At 65.0% G+C, this 13,806-nt stretch carries 14 protein-coding genes; 3 read left to right on the top strand and 11 right to left on the bottom strand.

The annotated features are described in order from the left end of the window. Positions 1–35: 35 nt before the first annotated feature. The gene (locus AC0L3S_RS31000; RefSeq protein WP_473283442.1) at positions 36–1,214 is read left to right on the top strand and encodes an aminotransferase class V-fold PLP-dependent enzyme; all 1,179 of its coding nucleotides are present in this window, start codon (positions 36–38) and stop codon (positions 1,212–1,214) included. Between the two features lie 17 nt (positions 1,215–1,231). Here the strand turns inward: AC0L3S_RS31000 and AC0L3S_RS30995 are convergent, their stop codons facing one another. From AC0L3S_RS30995 to yajC, 6 genes are read right to left on the bottom strand one after another with little or no spacing between them, the layout of a single operon-like run. Beyond that, complete coding sequence (locus AC0L3S_RS30995; protein WP_473283440.1) at positions 1,232–2,476, bottom strand: threonine ammonia-lyase; 1,245 nt, start codon at positions 2,474–2,476, stop codon at positions 1,232–1,234. A 45-nt stretch (positions 2,477–2,521) separates the two neighbouring features. Next, complete coding sequence (locus AC0L3S_RS30990) at positions 2,522–3,385, bottom strand: phytoene/squalene synthase family protein (RefSeq protein ID WP_473283438.1); 864 nt, start codon at positions 3,383–3,385, stop codon at positions 2,522–2,524. Next, positions 3,382–3,765 carry an Mth938-like domain-containing protein gene (locus AC0L3S_RS30985; protein ID WP_473265829.1) on the bottom strand — a complete coding sequence of 128 codons (384 nt, stop codon included), beginning with the start codon at positions 3,763–3,765 and terminating at the stop codon, positions 3,382–3,384. The genes AC0L3S_RS30990 and AC0L3S_RS30985 overlap by 4 nt, the downstream gene beginning before the upstream one ends. 60 nt (positions 3,766–3,825) lie before the next feature. Next, positions 3,826–4,845, bottom strand: a complete 1,020-nt coding sequence (secF, locus tag AC0L3S_RS30980; RefSeq protein WP_473283436.1) for a protein translocase subunit SecF — start codon at positions 4,843–4,845, stop codon at positions 3,826–3,828. A 10-nt stretch (positions 4,846–4,855) separates the two neighbouring features. Beyond that, positions 4,856–6,460, bottom strand: coding sequence for a protein translocase subunit SecD (secD, locus tag AC0L3S_RS30975; RefSeq protein ID WP_473283434.1), 1,605 nt, complete (start codon positions 6,458–6,460; stop codon positions 4,856–4,858). A 59-nt stretch (positions 6,461–6,519) separates the two neighbouring features. Then, a complete protein-coding gene (gene yajC / locus AC0L3S_RS30970) occupies positions 6,520–6,885 on the bottom strand; it encodes a preprotein translocase subunit YajC (RefSeq protein WP_007610701.1) in 366 nt (121 codons plus the stop codon). A 180-nt stretch (positions 6,886–7,065) separates the two neighbouring features. On the opposite strand from yajC, the gene AC0L3S_RS30965 reads away from it, so the two are divergent. Beyond that, on the top strand, positions 7,066–8,094 hold the full coding sequence (locus AC0L3S_RS30965; RefSeq protein WP_473283432.1) for an ATP-binding protein: 1,029 nt from the start codon (positions 7,066–7,068) through the stop codon (positions 8,092–8,094). A gap of 163 nt (positions 8,095–8,257) precedes the next feature. On the opposite strand, the gene AC0L3S_RS30960 is transcribed toward AC0L3S_RS30965, so the two are convergent. Further along, a complete protein-coding gene (locus tag AC0L3S_RS30960; RefSeq protein WP_473283430.1) occupies positions 8,258–9,640 on the bottom strand; it encodes a peptidoglycan DD-metalloendopeptidase family protein in 1,383 nt (460 codons plus the stop codon). A gap of 109 nt (positions 9,641–9,749) precedes the next feature. Next, the gene (locus AC0L3S_RS30955) at positions 9,750–10,400 is read right to left on the bottom strand and encodes a protein-L-isoaspartate(D-aspartate) O-methyltransferase (protein ID WP_473265824.1); all 651 of its coding nucleotides are present in this window, start codon (positions 10,398–10,400) and stop codon (positions 9,750–9,752) included. 226 nt (positions 10,401–10,626) lie between these two features. Here AC0L3S_RS30955 and AC0L3S_RS30950 point away from each other — a divergent pair, with 226 nt between their 5' ends. Next, positions 10,627–10,998 (top strand): response regulator, encoded by a 372-nt coding sequence (locus AC0L3S_RS30950; protein ID WP_007590670.1) that lies wholly within the window; start codon positions 10,627–10,629, stop codon positions 10,996–10,998. Positions 10,999–11,022: 24 nt separating this feature from the next. Here AC0L3S_RS30950 and surE read toward each other — a convergent pair whose 3' ends face one another. The 3 genes from surE to serS all read right to left on the bottom strand — a co-directional run bounded on the left by surE (position 11,023) and on the right by serS (position 13,684). Then, positions 11,023–11,790, bottom strand: a complete 768-nt coding sequence (surE, locus tag AC0L3S_RS30945) for a 5'/3'-nucleotidase SurE (RefSeq protein WP_473283428.1) — start codon at positions 11,788–11,790, stop codon at positions 11,023–11,025. 105 nt (positions 11,791–11,895) lie between these two features. Beyond that, positions 11,896–12,258 (bottom strand): hypothetical protein, encoded by a 363-nt coding sequence (locus tag AC0L3S_RS30940; RefSeq protein WP_473265822.1) that lies wholly within the window; start codon positions 12,256–12,258, stop codon positions 11,896–11,898. A 94-nt stretch (positions 12,259–12,352) separates the two neighbouring features. After that, positions 12,353–13,684, bottom strand: a complete 1,332-nt coding sequence (gene serS / locus AC0L3S_RS30935; protein WP_473283426.1) for a serine--tRNA ligase — start codon at positions 13,682–13,684, stop codon at positions 12,353–12,355. Positions 13,685–13,806 lie beyond the last annotated feature (122 nt).

The raw sequence follows: 13,806 nt of genomic DNA, 5'->3' as shown, positions 1-13,806 counted from the left end.
TATTCGGGACGATCGCGAGAGCAAAGGCGGCGCACTTGATCAACATCGGGCGAATACGTGCCGACACGCCAGCCACCTCCCGGCTTGCGTACCTGCACAACGCGGGTGCGGCTCTCATGCCCGTTCCTGTCGTCGAAGCCATGAAGCAGCATATCGATCTGGAGAGCGAGATCGGAGGCTATGCGGCCGCCGACCACGAGGCCCGCCGGCTTGATTCAGTCTACGGCGCCGTGGCGCGCCTGCTGAATGCCGCGCCCGATGAGATCGCCCTGATGGAGAACGCGACGGTTGCCTGGCAGATGGCGTTCTACGCGCTTCCGTTTCGCGATGGCGACCGGATCCTGACTGCCGAAGCAGAGTACGCGGCCAACTATGTCGCCTTTCTTCAGGTCGCGAAGCGAACAGGCGTCGCGATCGACATCGTGCCGAGCGATGCCAGCGGCGAGCTCGAGGTCGACGCGCTCGAACGCATGATCGACGAGCGCGTAAAGCTGATTGCGATCACCTGGGTTCCGACCAATGGCGGGCTGGTCAATCCGGCTGCGGCCGTCGGGAAGATCGCGCGAGCGCGAGGCATTCCTTATCTCCTCGACGCCTGCCAGGCGGTCGGACAGATGGTGGTCGACGTCGAGGCCATCGGCTGTGACATGCTGTCGGCGACCGGTCGCAAATTCCTCCGCGGCCCGCGCGGCACCGGCTTTCTCTACGTCCGCCGCGCGACGCTGCAGGCGCTCGAACCGCCGATGATCGACCACTTCGCCGCACCCTGGGTCTCGCGAGACGCTTATCGGCTGCGTGACGATGCGCGCCGTTTCGAGACCTGGGAGAACAACTACGCAGCCCGGCTTGGGCTCGGCGCGGCTGTCGATTATGCCCTCGATATCGGGATCGGCCCCATCGAGCAGCGTTGCCGCATGCTGGCGGACCGCCTCCGGGGCGGCCTTGCGTCCATTCGCGGCATCAGAATTCGCGACCTCGGACGCGCTCCGGGAGCCATCGTCAGCTTCACGGTGGAAGGCTACGAGGCGGAAGCCGTCGTCAGCGACGCGGCCGCAGCCGGCATCACGATCGGTGCCTCAGATCCGTCGAGCACGCGCATCGATGCCGAAATTCGCTCGCTGCCGCCGGTGGTGCGCGCCTCCCCGCATTACTACAATACGGAAGCCGAGATCGATCGGCTGATCGCCCATTTGGCGGGTTTGACGCCGCGATAGCGGAGATCATGCACCGCTCAGGTACAGCGCGCACTCAATCCGGATGCGCCAAGCTTCGCCATGACCTCGTCGAGATGGGCGCTGTCGCGGGTCTCGATCACCAGCTGCAGCAGCGTCGCCTTGGCCGGAAGATCCGAGAAGGTGCGCTGGTGCGAGACCTCGATGATGTTGGCGCCGGCCTCGGCCAGCAGTGCCGCAACCGCAGCCAGTTGGCCGGGCCTGTCGGGGATGTCGAGCGACAGCTGGGTGAGCCGCCCCTCGCGCGCCAACTCGCGGGTCAGGACCGATGCGATCAGACGTGTGTCGATATTGCCGCCGCTCAGCACCAGCCCGACCTTCTGGCCGGCGAAACGGGACGGGTCGGACATCAGCGCGGCGAGACCGGCGGCGCCGGCGCCTTCGACGACCGTCTTCTCGATCGAGATCAGGGTCGCCACCGCGCGCTCGAGCTCGGCTTCGTTGACGAGCGCAATGTCGTCGACGAGGCGGCGGACGATTTCGGTGGTGAGCTTGCCGGGCGATTTCACCGCGATGCCTTCGGCGAGCGTGTCGCCGCGCGCCGGCAGATTGCCGTCGTGGATGGCGTTGTACATCGAGGGGTAGAGCCAGGCCTCGACGCCGAGGATCCGCAGCGACGGCTTGATCGATTTCGCGGCAATGGCGATCCCGCTGATCAGGCCACCGCCGCCGATCGGGACGACCAGCGTATCGAGCTCCGGCACGGCCTTGAGTATTTCCAGCCCGACAGTGCCCTGCCCCGCGATGACAAGCGGATCGTCATAGGGATGGACGAAGATCATGCCACGGACTTCGCCGTGGTTGCGCGCATACGCGGCCGCCTCCTCCAGCGTGGCGCCCGTCACGACCACCTCGGCACCGTGATGCCTGGTGTTCTCGACCTTCACCATGGGCGTGCCGACCGGCATGACGATGGTGGCGGGAACGCCGAGCCGCTTGGCGTGATAGGCGACGCCCTGCGCGTGGTTACCCGCCGACATCGCGACGACGCCCCGGGCGCGCTCCTCCGGCGTCAGCGCCTTGAGGCGGTTGAGCGCGCCGCGCTCCTTGAACGAGGACGTGAACTGGAGGTTCTCGAATTTCAGCCAGATGTCGCAGCCGCAGATATTGCTCAGCGTGCGGCTGTAGCTACAGGGCGTCTCGACGACGGCGCCGCGGATCGTCTCGGCGGCGGCATGGATGTCGGCCGGTGCGACCGGAAGGCCGCTGAGATCACAGGAGATGCTTTGCGACAACTCAGCCATAGGACAGCATAGGGCATTTGACAGTTTGAGGCGATAAGCCAACCGCTATTTGGTAAATTCCCGCGAACGTGAAGCCCGCCAAAGCGTCCACAGCGTACGCAGCCGCGATGACGGTTGCGGCGTAAACGGATTGCGCCCGGGCTGCGACAGGCGCTTGAGGTCGGCCCTTACCTGGCTCAGCGGCAGAAACGCCGGCCGTGCCGACACCGACACCTCCGGCAACAGCGACAAGGCCGTGGTCAAATGCTGCCCGGCCTCGCCCACGAGTTGGTCCAGGACGGCGCGCAAATTCGCCGTCTCCTTGCCGGCGAATACGTCCTCCATGTTGCAATTGTGGCTCGCCAGGACCTGCTGCGGCAGGAACAATTGCCGGTGCGCCGCATCACGGGGCAAGTTCGCGATGACCTGTACGATGCCCTGCGCCAGCCCGGCGTGGCGGGCGAGATGCTCGGCCGCTTCCGACGGTGGTCCCATGATCCGGGCGGCGAGATCGAACAGCGCCGATGAGGTCGCCGCGAGGTAGCCCTCCAGCGCCGCCATGGTCGGCATTGGATCGTTGTAGAGATCGAATTGATGCTCGTCGACGAGCAGCGACAGCGGTTCGATCGGCAGGTCGAAATCACGGATTGCGCGGAGCAGCTCCGCCGCGACCGGATTGCCCTCGGCGCTGCCATGGACCTGGCCCGACAGCATGTCCGTCCACCATTGCAGGCGGATTTCACCGGGCAAGGGCTGGCTCACCTGGTCGCGGACGCGGACGATCTCGACATTGAAGGCATAGAGCGCCAGCAGCGCGCGGCGCTCGGCGGCAGGCGCGAACAGGGTCGCGGCATAGCGCGGAAAGTCGTGGCTGCGCACGAGGTCCGCACAGAACGCAGCAGAATCCGGCGGCGGCGCGGAGCCACTCATGGCACGGCGATCAGCGCGGCCGCGACGCGCCGCCGTTCGCCGATCATGATGTTGTAGGTACGCACGGCGGGACCGGTCTGCATCGTATCCAGAACCACCCTCGCCGCTTTAAGTGCCTGGCGCAGTTCCGCCGACGGCAGCCAGACTCCGGTTCCGGTGCCGATCAGGAGCGTGTCGATGCTGTTGGCGGACTTGAAGACTCGATCCAGCGAATAGCGGTCGATCTTCGCGGGGTCCGTTATATCCCAAGCCCAGATCGCGTCGGGCAGGCAAAGCAGCGATCCCCGATGCGACATGCCGGCAAAGGCAAAGCCGCCCTTGCCATAGGCTTCGATCGGCGCCGAGCGGGGGAAATGCGGTGCGTTGGGATCGCCGGCCATGAGCTTCGTCCGAATGAGCTTACTGCCCTCGCAAACTCCTGCGAGGGCACGCGGTTCGGATCATGCCCTGCTTTTCTTCGCGGGCGTAGCCTTATCGGCCGCATCTTCGCGATGCTCGCCGACGCCGAGATAGATCAGGATCGGGGCCGCAATGAAGATCGAGGTATAGGTGCCGACCAGCACCACGCCAAACATCATCACCGCGGTGAAGCTGTGGATGGCATGGCCACCGAACAGCAGCAGAGCCAGCAGCGCCAGCGTCACCGTGAAGTGGGTGATGATCGAGCGCGACAGCGTCGAGTTGATCGATTCATTGAGGAGCTGCGGCATCGGCATCTTCTTGTAGCGCCGCAGCATCTCACGGATACGGTCGTAGATGACGACGGTGTCGTTGAGCGAATAGCCCAAAATGGTCAGAAGCGCCGCGATACTGGTCAGGTCGAAATCGACCTGGCTGATCGACATGAAGCCGATCGTCAGCACGATATCGTGCACGTTGGCGATCATGGCGCCGAGCGCGAACTGCCACTCGAAGCGGAACCAGAGGTAGACCAGGATCGAGACGATCGCCAGCATCAGGCCGAGCATGCCGTAGGCGAGCAATTCGCCCGATACGCGCGGTCCCACGACCTCGACGCGGCGATAGTCGACCGAATCGCCAAGCGCGGTGCGGACCTTCTGCACGGCCTCCTGCTGGGCGGCGTCGCCGCCCGGCTGCTCCGCGACGCGGATCAGGACGTCCGCGGGGCCGCCGAATTGCTGCAACTGGATTTCGCCGAGACGCAGGCCATCCAACGTCGTACGCATCGCCGCGATATCGGCTGTGCCGGACTTGGCCTGCACCTCCAGCAGCGTGCCGCCGCGGAAGTCGATGCCGAAATTCAGTCCATGGGTGAAGAACAGCGTGATCGCGACGATCGACAGCGCCGCCGAGATCGGGAAGCTGACCCGGCGAAACCGCGTGAAATCGAAATGGGTATCGTCGGGAACGATGCGCAGCGACGGCAGCCAGCCGAATGCCGCAACCACGGTGAGAATGGCAATGAGGACGCCGAGCCCGATGAGAACGGTGTGATTCACGATCAGGCTCCTAGATCGGCACGCTCTGCGGCCGCTTCCACCGCACCCACCAGGCCACGATCAGCCGGGTCAGGGTGAAGGCGGTGAACACCGTGGTGATGATGCCGATTCCGAGCGTCACGGCGAAGCCGCGCACCGGACCGGTGCCAATGTAGAACAGCACCGCGGCGGCAATGAAAGTGGTGATGTTGGAATCGAGGATGGTCGCAAGCGCCCGCTTGAAGCCGGCGTCAATCGCCGAGATCGCGTTGCGGCCGCCGCGCAATTCCTCGCGGATGCGCTCGTAGATCAGCACGTTGGAATCGACCGCGATTCCGACGGTGAGCACGATGCCGGCGATACCGGGCAGCGTCAGCGTGGCGCTGAGCAGCGACAGGAGGCCGAAGATCATGGCGACGTTGATGGCCACCGCAATATTGGCGAACACGCCGAACAGCCGGTAGGTCAAGAGCATGAAGATGATGACCAGGATCGAGCCGACGTAGGCGGCGAGCTCGCCCTTCTCGATCGAGTCCTGGCCGAGGCCCGGACCGACGGTGCGCTCCTCGACCACCGTGAGCGGTGCCGGCAGCGCGCCGGCGCGCAGCAGGATCGCGAGATCGTTGGCCGATTGCACGGTGAAATTGCCCGAGATCTGGCCCTGTCCGCCGGTGATGGGCTCGCGGATCACGGGCGCCGAGATGACCTTGTTGTCGAGCACGATCGCGAAAGGCAACCCGACGTTCTCTTGCGTGGCCTGCGAGAACTTGCGCGCGCCTGAGGTATTGAATTTGAAGCTGACGACGGGTTCGCTCGTGCGCTGGTCGAAGCTCGCCTGGGCATCCGTCAGATCGCCGCCGGCGACCAGTACCTGCTTCTTGACCACATAGGGTGTCGGCGGCGGCGACGCGCTCATCAGAAGCTCGGATTCCGGCGGCAAACGTCCCTGCTGCGCCTGATCGGGCGGCACCGACGTATCGACCATGCGGAATTCCATCTTCGCGGTTTTGCCCAGCAATTCCTTCAGTCGGGTCGGGTCCTGGAGGCCGGGGACCTGCACCAAAATGCGATCGTTGCCCTGGCGCTGGATGACGGGTTCGACGGTGCCGAGCTCGTTGACGCGGCGTTCGACGATCTGGATCGACTGCTCGATGGTCTTGCGCATGCGGTCGAGCATCGCGGCCTGCGGGATGGTAAGGCGGATCACGCCGCCGCCGGCGTCAGTCACCTCCAGGTCGCGCTGACCGCTGGATCCGACCAGTCCACCCAGCGGCTGGGACAGCTCGCGCAGCTTGGCGAGCGCAGGCTGCAGGTCGGATTCCTTGGTGATCCGAACCTCGGCCGCGTCGTTGCGCACGATGACGCCGCCGGTGAAGCCGATCTTGGCATCGCGCAGCGTCCGGCGAACGTCGTCGCGGACCTGGTCGAGCCTTTCCTTCTTCACATAGTTGCCGTCGACCTCGAGCAGCAGATAGGAGCCGCCTTGGAGATCGAGGCCGAGCACGAGCCGACGCTGTGCCCAGGCGGGCCAGGTCTTGACCTGCGCTTCGGGAAAGAAGTTCGGGACCGCGCAGAGGCACACGATCAGCGCCGTCAGGATAATCCCGAGCGCCTTCCACCGCGTGAAATACAACATCGACTGGACCTGTCAGATCAGGAGATTTGCAGGAAAACTTGAGAGACTCGCGGAAGCACTCACTTCGACGCGGCGTCTTCCTTAGCGCTTTCCTTGGATTCCTTGGCCGGCTCACCCTTGGCGCGCACGCCGGAGACCATCGAGCGCATCTGCCGCACGCGCACGCCATCGGCGATCTCGAACTCGATCTGGTCGTCGTCGACGACCTTGGTGACCTTGCCGACGAGACCGCCCGAGGTCACGACGGTGTCGCCGCGGCGGATGTTCTTCACGAGGTCGGCGTGGTCACGGACCTTCTTCTGCTGCGGACGCAGAATCAGGAAGTACATGATCACGAAGATCAGGGCGAACGGCAGCAGCGACATCAACATGCCGCTGGTGTCGCCGGCGCCCGCAGCCTGGGCATACGCAGGGGTAATCAACATTCGGACGATCCTCGTGAGAACGGGGGAGAACCGGTCAGGCCCAAATGGCGACCGGTTCGGTCAAATTCGCGCGGACTATAGCGGCCATTGCTCCAATTGCAACGCTGCCACACCGCCCTTTTAGCCACCTTGCGGCGCGCGCTCAGGCCGGATAAGGCTGCATTCTCAGGAACTTCGGACATGCCCCAAAAACCAAGCAAAAGCCCGGCCGGCAAAGGCCCCCGCACCCCTGCCGCGAAGCCAGCCCGCGTCGCGGCAAAACGTCCCAAGGCGGCCCCCAAAGCGGCTTCCAAGACGACTTCCAAGGTGAGCTCCAAGACCACGTCCAAGGCCAACCAAAGCGTCTCCCAGGAGCGCATCGTTCGCGCGCTAGAGACGATTGCGGCGCACCTCTCCGCTCAAGGCAAGCCCGCCGTCGAACGCGAGTCGTTCAAGCAGGCGGATGCTTTCGTCTGGCACCCGGACGGCCGCCTTGCGGCGGTGCCGCGCGTCAGCCGCGTCGAATTGTTCCTGCTCAAGGGCGTCGACCGGATGCGCGACATCCTGATGGAGAACACCGAGCGCTTCGCCAACGGATTGCCCGCCAACAACGCATTGCTCTGGGGCGCGCGCGGCATGGGCAAGTCGTCGCTGGTGAAGGCGGCGCATGCCAGCATCAACGCGGAGCGCAAACCGGCCGACAGACTGAAGCTGATCGAGATCCATCGCGAGGACATCGAGAGCCTGCCCGCCCTCATGGAGCAGCTTCGCGCCTCGTCCTTCCGCTTCATCGTGTTCTGCGACGACCTCTCCTTCGACGGCAATGATGCGTCCTACAAATCGCTCAAGGCGGTGCTCGAAGGCGGCATCGAAGGGCGGCCGGAGAACGTCATCCTCTACGCCACCTCCAACCGCCGCCATCTGCTGGCGCGCGAGATGATCGAGAACGAGCGCTCGACCGCGATCAATCCCGGCGAAGCCGTCGAGGAGAAGGTCTCGCTGTCGGATCGCTTCGGTCTCTGGCTCGGCTTCCACCGCTGCAGCCAGGACGAATATCTCGCCATGGTGCGGGGCTATTGCAGCCATTTCGGCGTCAAGGTCGACGATGACGCGCTGGAGCGCGAGGCCCTTGAATGGTCGACGACGCGCGGCTCGCGCTCGGGCCGCGTCGCCTGGCAGTTCGTGCAGGAGCTTGCGGGACGGCTCGGCGTGAAGCTGACGGCGACGTAGCGGAATCTGTAGCGGCACTCGCACCTGTCATTCCCCGCGCAGGCGGGGAATCCAGTATTCCAGCGACGGTTTTGATCGATCGAGACGCCGCAACGTGCTGGGTCGCCCGGTCAAGCCGTGCGACGACACCGCGTTTGTGGCGATGGCGCGCCCGACTTCAGGCTCAAGCCCCGTTCAGGAATTGAAGCGGGTCAACCGGGCTCGATCCCTTACGGATCTCGAAGTGGAGCTGCGGCGACGCCACCTCCCCGGATTGACCCGACTTGGCAATGACCTGGCCGCGCTTGATGGTATCGCCGCGCTTCACCATCAGCTCACTCGCATGGGCATATGCGGTGACGTAGCCGTTGGAGTGCCGAACCAGGACGAGATTGCCATAGCCTTTCAGCTCGTTGCCGGAATACGCAACGACACCGTCTTCAGCCGCCTTGACCGGGGTTCCCTCAGGCACCGCGAGATTGATGCCGTCGTTGGACTTGCCATTGGTCTTGGCGCCGTAGCTCGTGACCACCTTGCCGCGCACCGGCCAGCGGAAAGTCGGCAGCGCGCTGGTGGTCTCCGCAGCTTTCGCCGGAGTTTCCGCGGTCTTCTCTTCAACATTGGCGGTGGCCTGGGCCAAGCGCGCGCTTTGCGCCGGCGCGACGGCCGCCATTTTGGTGGCGGGCGCAGATGCCGCGGCAACGGGCTGCAGCGTGCTCGCGACGGGAGCGGCTCCGACCGGAGGCGCGGCAAGCGGTGCTGCGACGGCCGCGGTCTTGGCGCCGGGCACGGCCAGCCTGGCGCCAAGCTTGAGCTTTGCAGAGGGATTGAGGCCGTTGGCACGGGCCAGTTCAGCCGCCGAGATATGGTTCTTGCGGGCAATGCTGGCGAGCGTGTCGCCGTGGTTCACGAAGTGCGTGCTTGACGGCGCGGCAACGGCCGCAACCGGCCTCGCAGCAGGCGGCGGCGCAGCGGCAACGGGGGCCATGAGCGGCGCGGGCGCAGCGGCCGTGGCCTGGTGCGGAATGATCAGTTGCTGGCCGGGCGAGAGCGCGCGCGGCCCCTTGTACCCGTTGGCGGCGAGAATCGCCTGCGGCGTGACGCGGTAGCGCTTGGCAAGCAGGTCGAGCGTATCGCTGGTGCCGACGATGATCTTGGTTCCACCGACCGGCTGGGCGGCTGCAACCGAGCGCGGCGGCACGGTGGCCGTGGTCTCGAGATGCGGCTGCGCCGGGGGTGTGTACGAGCCGACACCGCGGCCGCCTCCGGACACACCGCCTGCTGCAACGGGGTAGGATTGCGGCGCGGACACCGCCGGCGGCAAAGGCTGCGACTGATAATAACCGGGCTGCGTCTGCGGCCGCGAATATTGCGGCAGCTCACGCTGCGGCGGCGGCGCCTGTTGCACCGAACCGGTCGATTCCTGCGCGAAGGGATTGGAGAAGTTCGACTGGGACATGCGCGACGACATGTCGGCGCTGCACCCTGCGAAGCTGAAGGAGATCAGCGCCAGCACCGCGACCTGCGGCACACGGCGCGAGTAAAGCAACTCGGCGGCAACGGACATGGTTACTCACTCGTACGCAACAGAACTGGTGTTTTAAGTAAACACGCGCCGAGTAAATAACGGCTTAACCCTCCCAATAAGATGTTGGCAGCACAGCCAATCCGGAATTCTACAGCTCCCGCGCCACCCCGGGCAGCGCCGGCACGAACCGGACCTCGACGAGTTCCTTGCGCTCGATCCCGGCTTCGGTCCGGCTCAAGCGGATCAGCGTCTGCACGCCCTGATGCGGGCCGACGGGCGCGATCAGGATGCCGCCCACCTCCAGCCGCTCGACCAGGTTCTCCGGAAGCTGCTCCATCGCGGCCGTGACGATGATGCGGTCGAACGGGCCGATATTGGGGGGCAGATTGAGTCCGTCGCCCAGCATCACCTCGACGTTGTGATAGTTGAGCTTTTCAAGCCTGATACGTGCGGCATCCGCAAGCTTGCGGTAGCGCTCGACCGTCAACACCTGGCCGGCGAGCCGCGACAGCACCGCCGCCTGGTAGCCCGAGCCGGCGCCGATCTCCAGCACGCGGTGCTTCTTCTGAAGCTGGAGCTGCTCGGTCATGTAGGCGACCACGAAGGGCTGGCTGATGGTCTGCCCGCAGGCGATCGGCAGCGCACTGTCGCGATAGGCGCCGTCGCGATCGGCGTCGTCGACGAACTGATCGCGCGGCACCTCCTCCATGGCCCGCAGGACCGCCTGGTCGCTGATGCCCCGACGCCTCAGCGTGAGCTGAAACATCATCTTTTCCGGCGGGTGCTGATGGGAGGTCATTGCCTGCGTACTGTCTTTTGGGGTCCGGGGCGCCAACCCGGGGGGCGCGAGATTCTTGTTCCGGCTCCGGGAACCCATGATAGGCTTCGGATGGCGTAGTTGACCACAAATTGGCTTGCAACGGGCGAGCCGCGATGGCCATTTTCAAGCATCCGTTCGTCGAAACGCACATTGCGTCGATTCATGTTATCTGCGAACGTTTTTGGTGATGGGCAAGGACTCGACCATGACTGCGACGGGGCTTACCGGCCGCTCTGTATTCCTCGTCGAAGACGAGGTGATGATCAGGATGATGGTCGCGGACATGCTCGAAGAGCTTGGCTACAAGATCGCGGCCGAGGCTGGCGACATCACCGAAGCCATGCGGCTCGCCCAGGCAACCGAGTTCGACATCGCCATTCTCGACGTCAACGTCAACGGCAAGGTCATCTCGCCGGTCGCCGATGTCATCAAGGCGAAGGGCTGCCCGTTCATCTTCGCCACCGGATACGGTTCCTCCGGCCTGCCCGAGCAGTACCGCGATCGGCCGGCGCTTCAAAAACCATTTCAGCTCGACGCCCTCGGCAAGACCATCGAAGCCGCGCTTCGCGGCGGCTAGACTAGGCCCCGTTCCAGGTCAGACTTACTTCAGCGTCGCACTTAGCGCGTCGGAAAACGCCTCGTTGGTCCGGTCGAGCCTGAGCGGCGTGACGGAGACGTAGCGCTCGCGGAGCGCCGCGAGATCGGTGCCGTCGGCGGGCGTATCCATCATCGCGGTGCGCTCAAAGCCGATCCAGAAATAAGGATTGCCACGGCCGTCCTTGCGCTCGTCGATCCTGAGGAAGCCGAGATTGCGCTTGCCTTGCCGCGTCACGCGAATGCCCAGCACATCCTCCGGCGCGCAAGCCGGGAAATTGACGTTGATGACGGTGTCCTTCGGGATACCGGCGGCGATCACCTTGCGCAGGATGTCGGGCCCGAATTTGCGCGCAGTGTCCCACAGCGGCCGGTCGCGGGTCTCGACGCTGAACTCCTGCGACAGGGCGAAAGACGGTAGTCCCAGGATGGTTCCCTCCAGCGCGCCGGCGATGGTGCCGGAATAGACCACGTCCTCGGCGACATTGCGGCCCTTGTTGACACCGGACAGCACGACATCGGGCAGCTTGGCGCCGAGGATGTGGCGCGCGCCCATGATGACGCAGTCGGTCGGCGTGCCGCGCACCGCGAAATGCCGCGGACCGACCTCGCGCAGGCGCAGCGGATCGTTCAGCGACAGCGAATGCGACACGCCGGACTGGTCGAGCTCCGGCGCGACAACCCAGACGTCATCAGACAATGCGCGCGCGATCTCCTCCAGGACCTTGAGCCCGGGGGCATGGATGCCGTCGTCATTGGTGCAAAGAATGCGCATGGGAAAGGTCGATTCCTGAAGCGGGTCTGAGCCGTCTTATCCGGCCGAGGCCGATCAGGCAAACCGGCCGACTGGGGCCGGCACCCGGTTGCCGGCTTGGGCCGGCTACCGGCGAACGCGCCATTGCGGCAGGAAGCGCGCCAGCCGGCCCTCGGCATGCAATTTCATCGCCGGCACGACCGGGCTCACGATGGGAGCCTCGATGACGCCGAGCGCCTCCAACTGTGCAACGAACGGGTCCGCTAGCGGCGCCTGCGGAAAGCGTTCGCGTGCCAGCGTCAGTGCCTGGTCGAAATCCGCGGCATTCACACCGGGCTTGGCCCGCCGGCTCTGGACGAGATGATCGTCCCAGAGCCGCGTGATCTCGATGTCGAGTACGCCACGCAGCCGCTGATCGACAGCCTGGATGCCGGCACCCGTCACCGCCCATTGTCTGCCGACCCAGAAGATGTCGCGGTGCAAGGCCATGAACGATCGGTTCGCGTTGTCGGGTGGCCGGCAGGATAACCGGCCGCCCGATCTTCGCAACCAAACGTTTCTCCGTTTCAGGTTGGCAGCACGCCTAGTGGCGCGCGACCACCTTCAGCCCGCCCATATAGGGCTGGAGCACGCTGGGGACCGCAATCGAGCCGTCCTCTTGCTGATAGGTCTCCATCACGGCGATCAACGCGCGGCCGAGCGCTGTGCCGGAGCCGTTGAGCGTGTGCACGAACCGCGGCTTGCCATCGGGGCCGCGCGAGCGCGCGTCCATCCGGCGGGCCTGGAAATCGCCGCACACCGAGCAGCTCGATATCTCGCGGAATGCCCCGCCGTCGCCCTGGCCCGGCATCCAGACCTCGATGTCATAGGTTTTTTGCGACGAGAAACCCATATCCCCGGTGCACAGCGTCATCACGCGGTAATGCAGGTCGAGCCGCCGCAGCACTTCCTCGGCACAGGCGAGCATGCGCTCGTGCTCGTCCTTGCTCGTCTCCGGCGTCGTGATCGAGACCAGTTCGACCTTGGTGAACTGGTGCTGCCGGATCATGCCTCGCGTGTCGCGCCCAGCGGCCCCCGCCTCCGCGCGAAAACACGGCGTCAGCGCAGTCAGCCGCATCGGCAGCTGCTTTTCGTCGAGGATGGATTCACGGACGAGATTGGTGAGCGCCACTTCCGCGGTCGGAATGATCCCGAGACGCTCGGTCTGGAGCCGCTCATGGTCGGGCTCAGCGAGCAATTCGCCCTTGATCGCCCAGAACTGGTCGTCCTCGAATTTCGGCAATTGTCCGGTGCCGAACATGATCTCGTTGCGCACGAGCAGCGGCGGATTGATCTCGGTATAGCCGTGCTCATCGACGTGTAGATTCAGCATGAACTGGCCGAGCGCGCGTTCGAGCCGCGCCAGTCCCTTCTTCAGTACGACGAAGCGCGCGCCGGAGAGCTTCGCCGCGGTCTCGAAATCCATATCACCAAGCTCGGCGCCGAGATCGTCATGGGGTTTTGGCACGAACGCGCAGTTGCGCCTGTTGCCGAAGACATGGCGCTGAACATTGCCGTGCTCGTCGACACCATCGGGCACCTCGCCGAGCGGCAGATTGGGGATCGCCGCCAGCTCCCTGGCGAGCTCCTCGTCGGCAGCCTTCGCGGTCGCCTCGAGCTCCGGCATCGTGGTCTTGAGCTCGGCGACCTCCGCCATCAGCTTCGCCGCGCGCGCCTCGTCCTTCGCCTTCTTGGCATCGCCAATTTCCTTGGAGGCCGCATTGCGCCGCGCCTGCGCCTGCTCGGAAGCCAGGATCGCCGCACGCCGGGTCTCGTCGATCGCAAGCAGCGACGCCGACATCGGCTTCAGGCCGCGTCGTGCCAGGCCGGCGTCGAAGGCTTGCGGGTTGTCGCGGATCGATTTGATGTCGTGCATGGCCGAGGTCCTGGGGGCAGCGCGTAAACACACAACGGCAAACGTTGTCAGTTCACATCAGCGCGTCTCCTAGCACGGCTGTCATCATCCGCGAAGGCGGATGATCCAGTATTCCAGAGACG

The organism is Bradyrhizobium sp. Ken01, from assembly GCF_055807355.1.
The sequence above is the reverse complement of the archived record's forward strand: the minus strand, read 5'-3'. Positions and strand labels throughout refer to the sequence as shown.

Coding starts and splice junctions, on each gene's coding strand:
- AC0L3S_RS30965 (WP_473283432.1), top strand. CDS start 7,066: ATGCCCCAAAAACCAAGCAAAAGCCCGGCCGGCAAAGGCCCCCGCACC.
- yajC (WP_007610701.1), bottom strand. CDS start 6,885: ATGTTGATTACCCCTGCGTATGCCCAGGCTGCGGGCGCCGGCGACACC.
- AC0L3S_RS30950 (WP_007590670.1), top strand. CDS start 10,627: ATGACTGCGACGGGGCTTACCGGCCGCTCTGTATTCCTCGTCGAAGAC.
- surE (WP_473283428.1), bottom strand. CDS start 11,790: ATGCGCATTCTTTGCACCAATGACGACGGCATCCATGCCCCCGGGCTC.
- serS (WP_473283426.1), bottom strand. CDS start 13,684: ATGCACGACATCAAATCGATCCGCGACAACCCGCAAGCCTTCGACGCC.
- secD (WP_473283434.1), bottom strand. CDS start 6,460: ATGTTGTATTTCACGCGGTGGAAGGCGCTCGGGATTATCCTGACGGCG.
- AC0L3S_RS30940 (WP_473265822.1), bottom strand. CDS start 12,258: ATGGCCTTGCACCGCGACATCTTCTGGGTCGGCAGACAATGGGCGGTG.
- AC0L3S_RS30955 (WP_473265824.1), bottom strand. CDS start 10,400: ATGACCTCCCATCAGCACCCGCCGGAAAAGATGATGTTTCAGCTCACG.
- AC0L3S_RS30995 (WP_473283440.1), bottom strand. CDS start 2,476: ATGGCTGAGTTGTCGCAAAGCATCTCCTGTGATCTCAGCGGCCTTCCG.
- AC0L3S_RS30990 (WP_473283438.1), bottom strand. CDS start 3,385: ATGAGTGGCTCCGCGCCGCCGCCGGATTCTGCTGCGTTCTGTGCGGAC.
- AC0L3S_RS30985 (WP_473265829.1), bottom strand. CDS start 3,765: ATGGCCGGCGATCCCAACGCACCGCATTTCCCCCGCTCGGCGCCGATC.
- AC0L3S_RS30960 (WP_473283430.1), bottom strand. CDS start 9,640: ATGTCCGTTGCCGCCGAGTTGCTTTACTCGCGCCGTGTGCCGCAGGTC.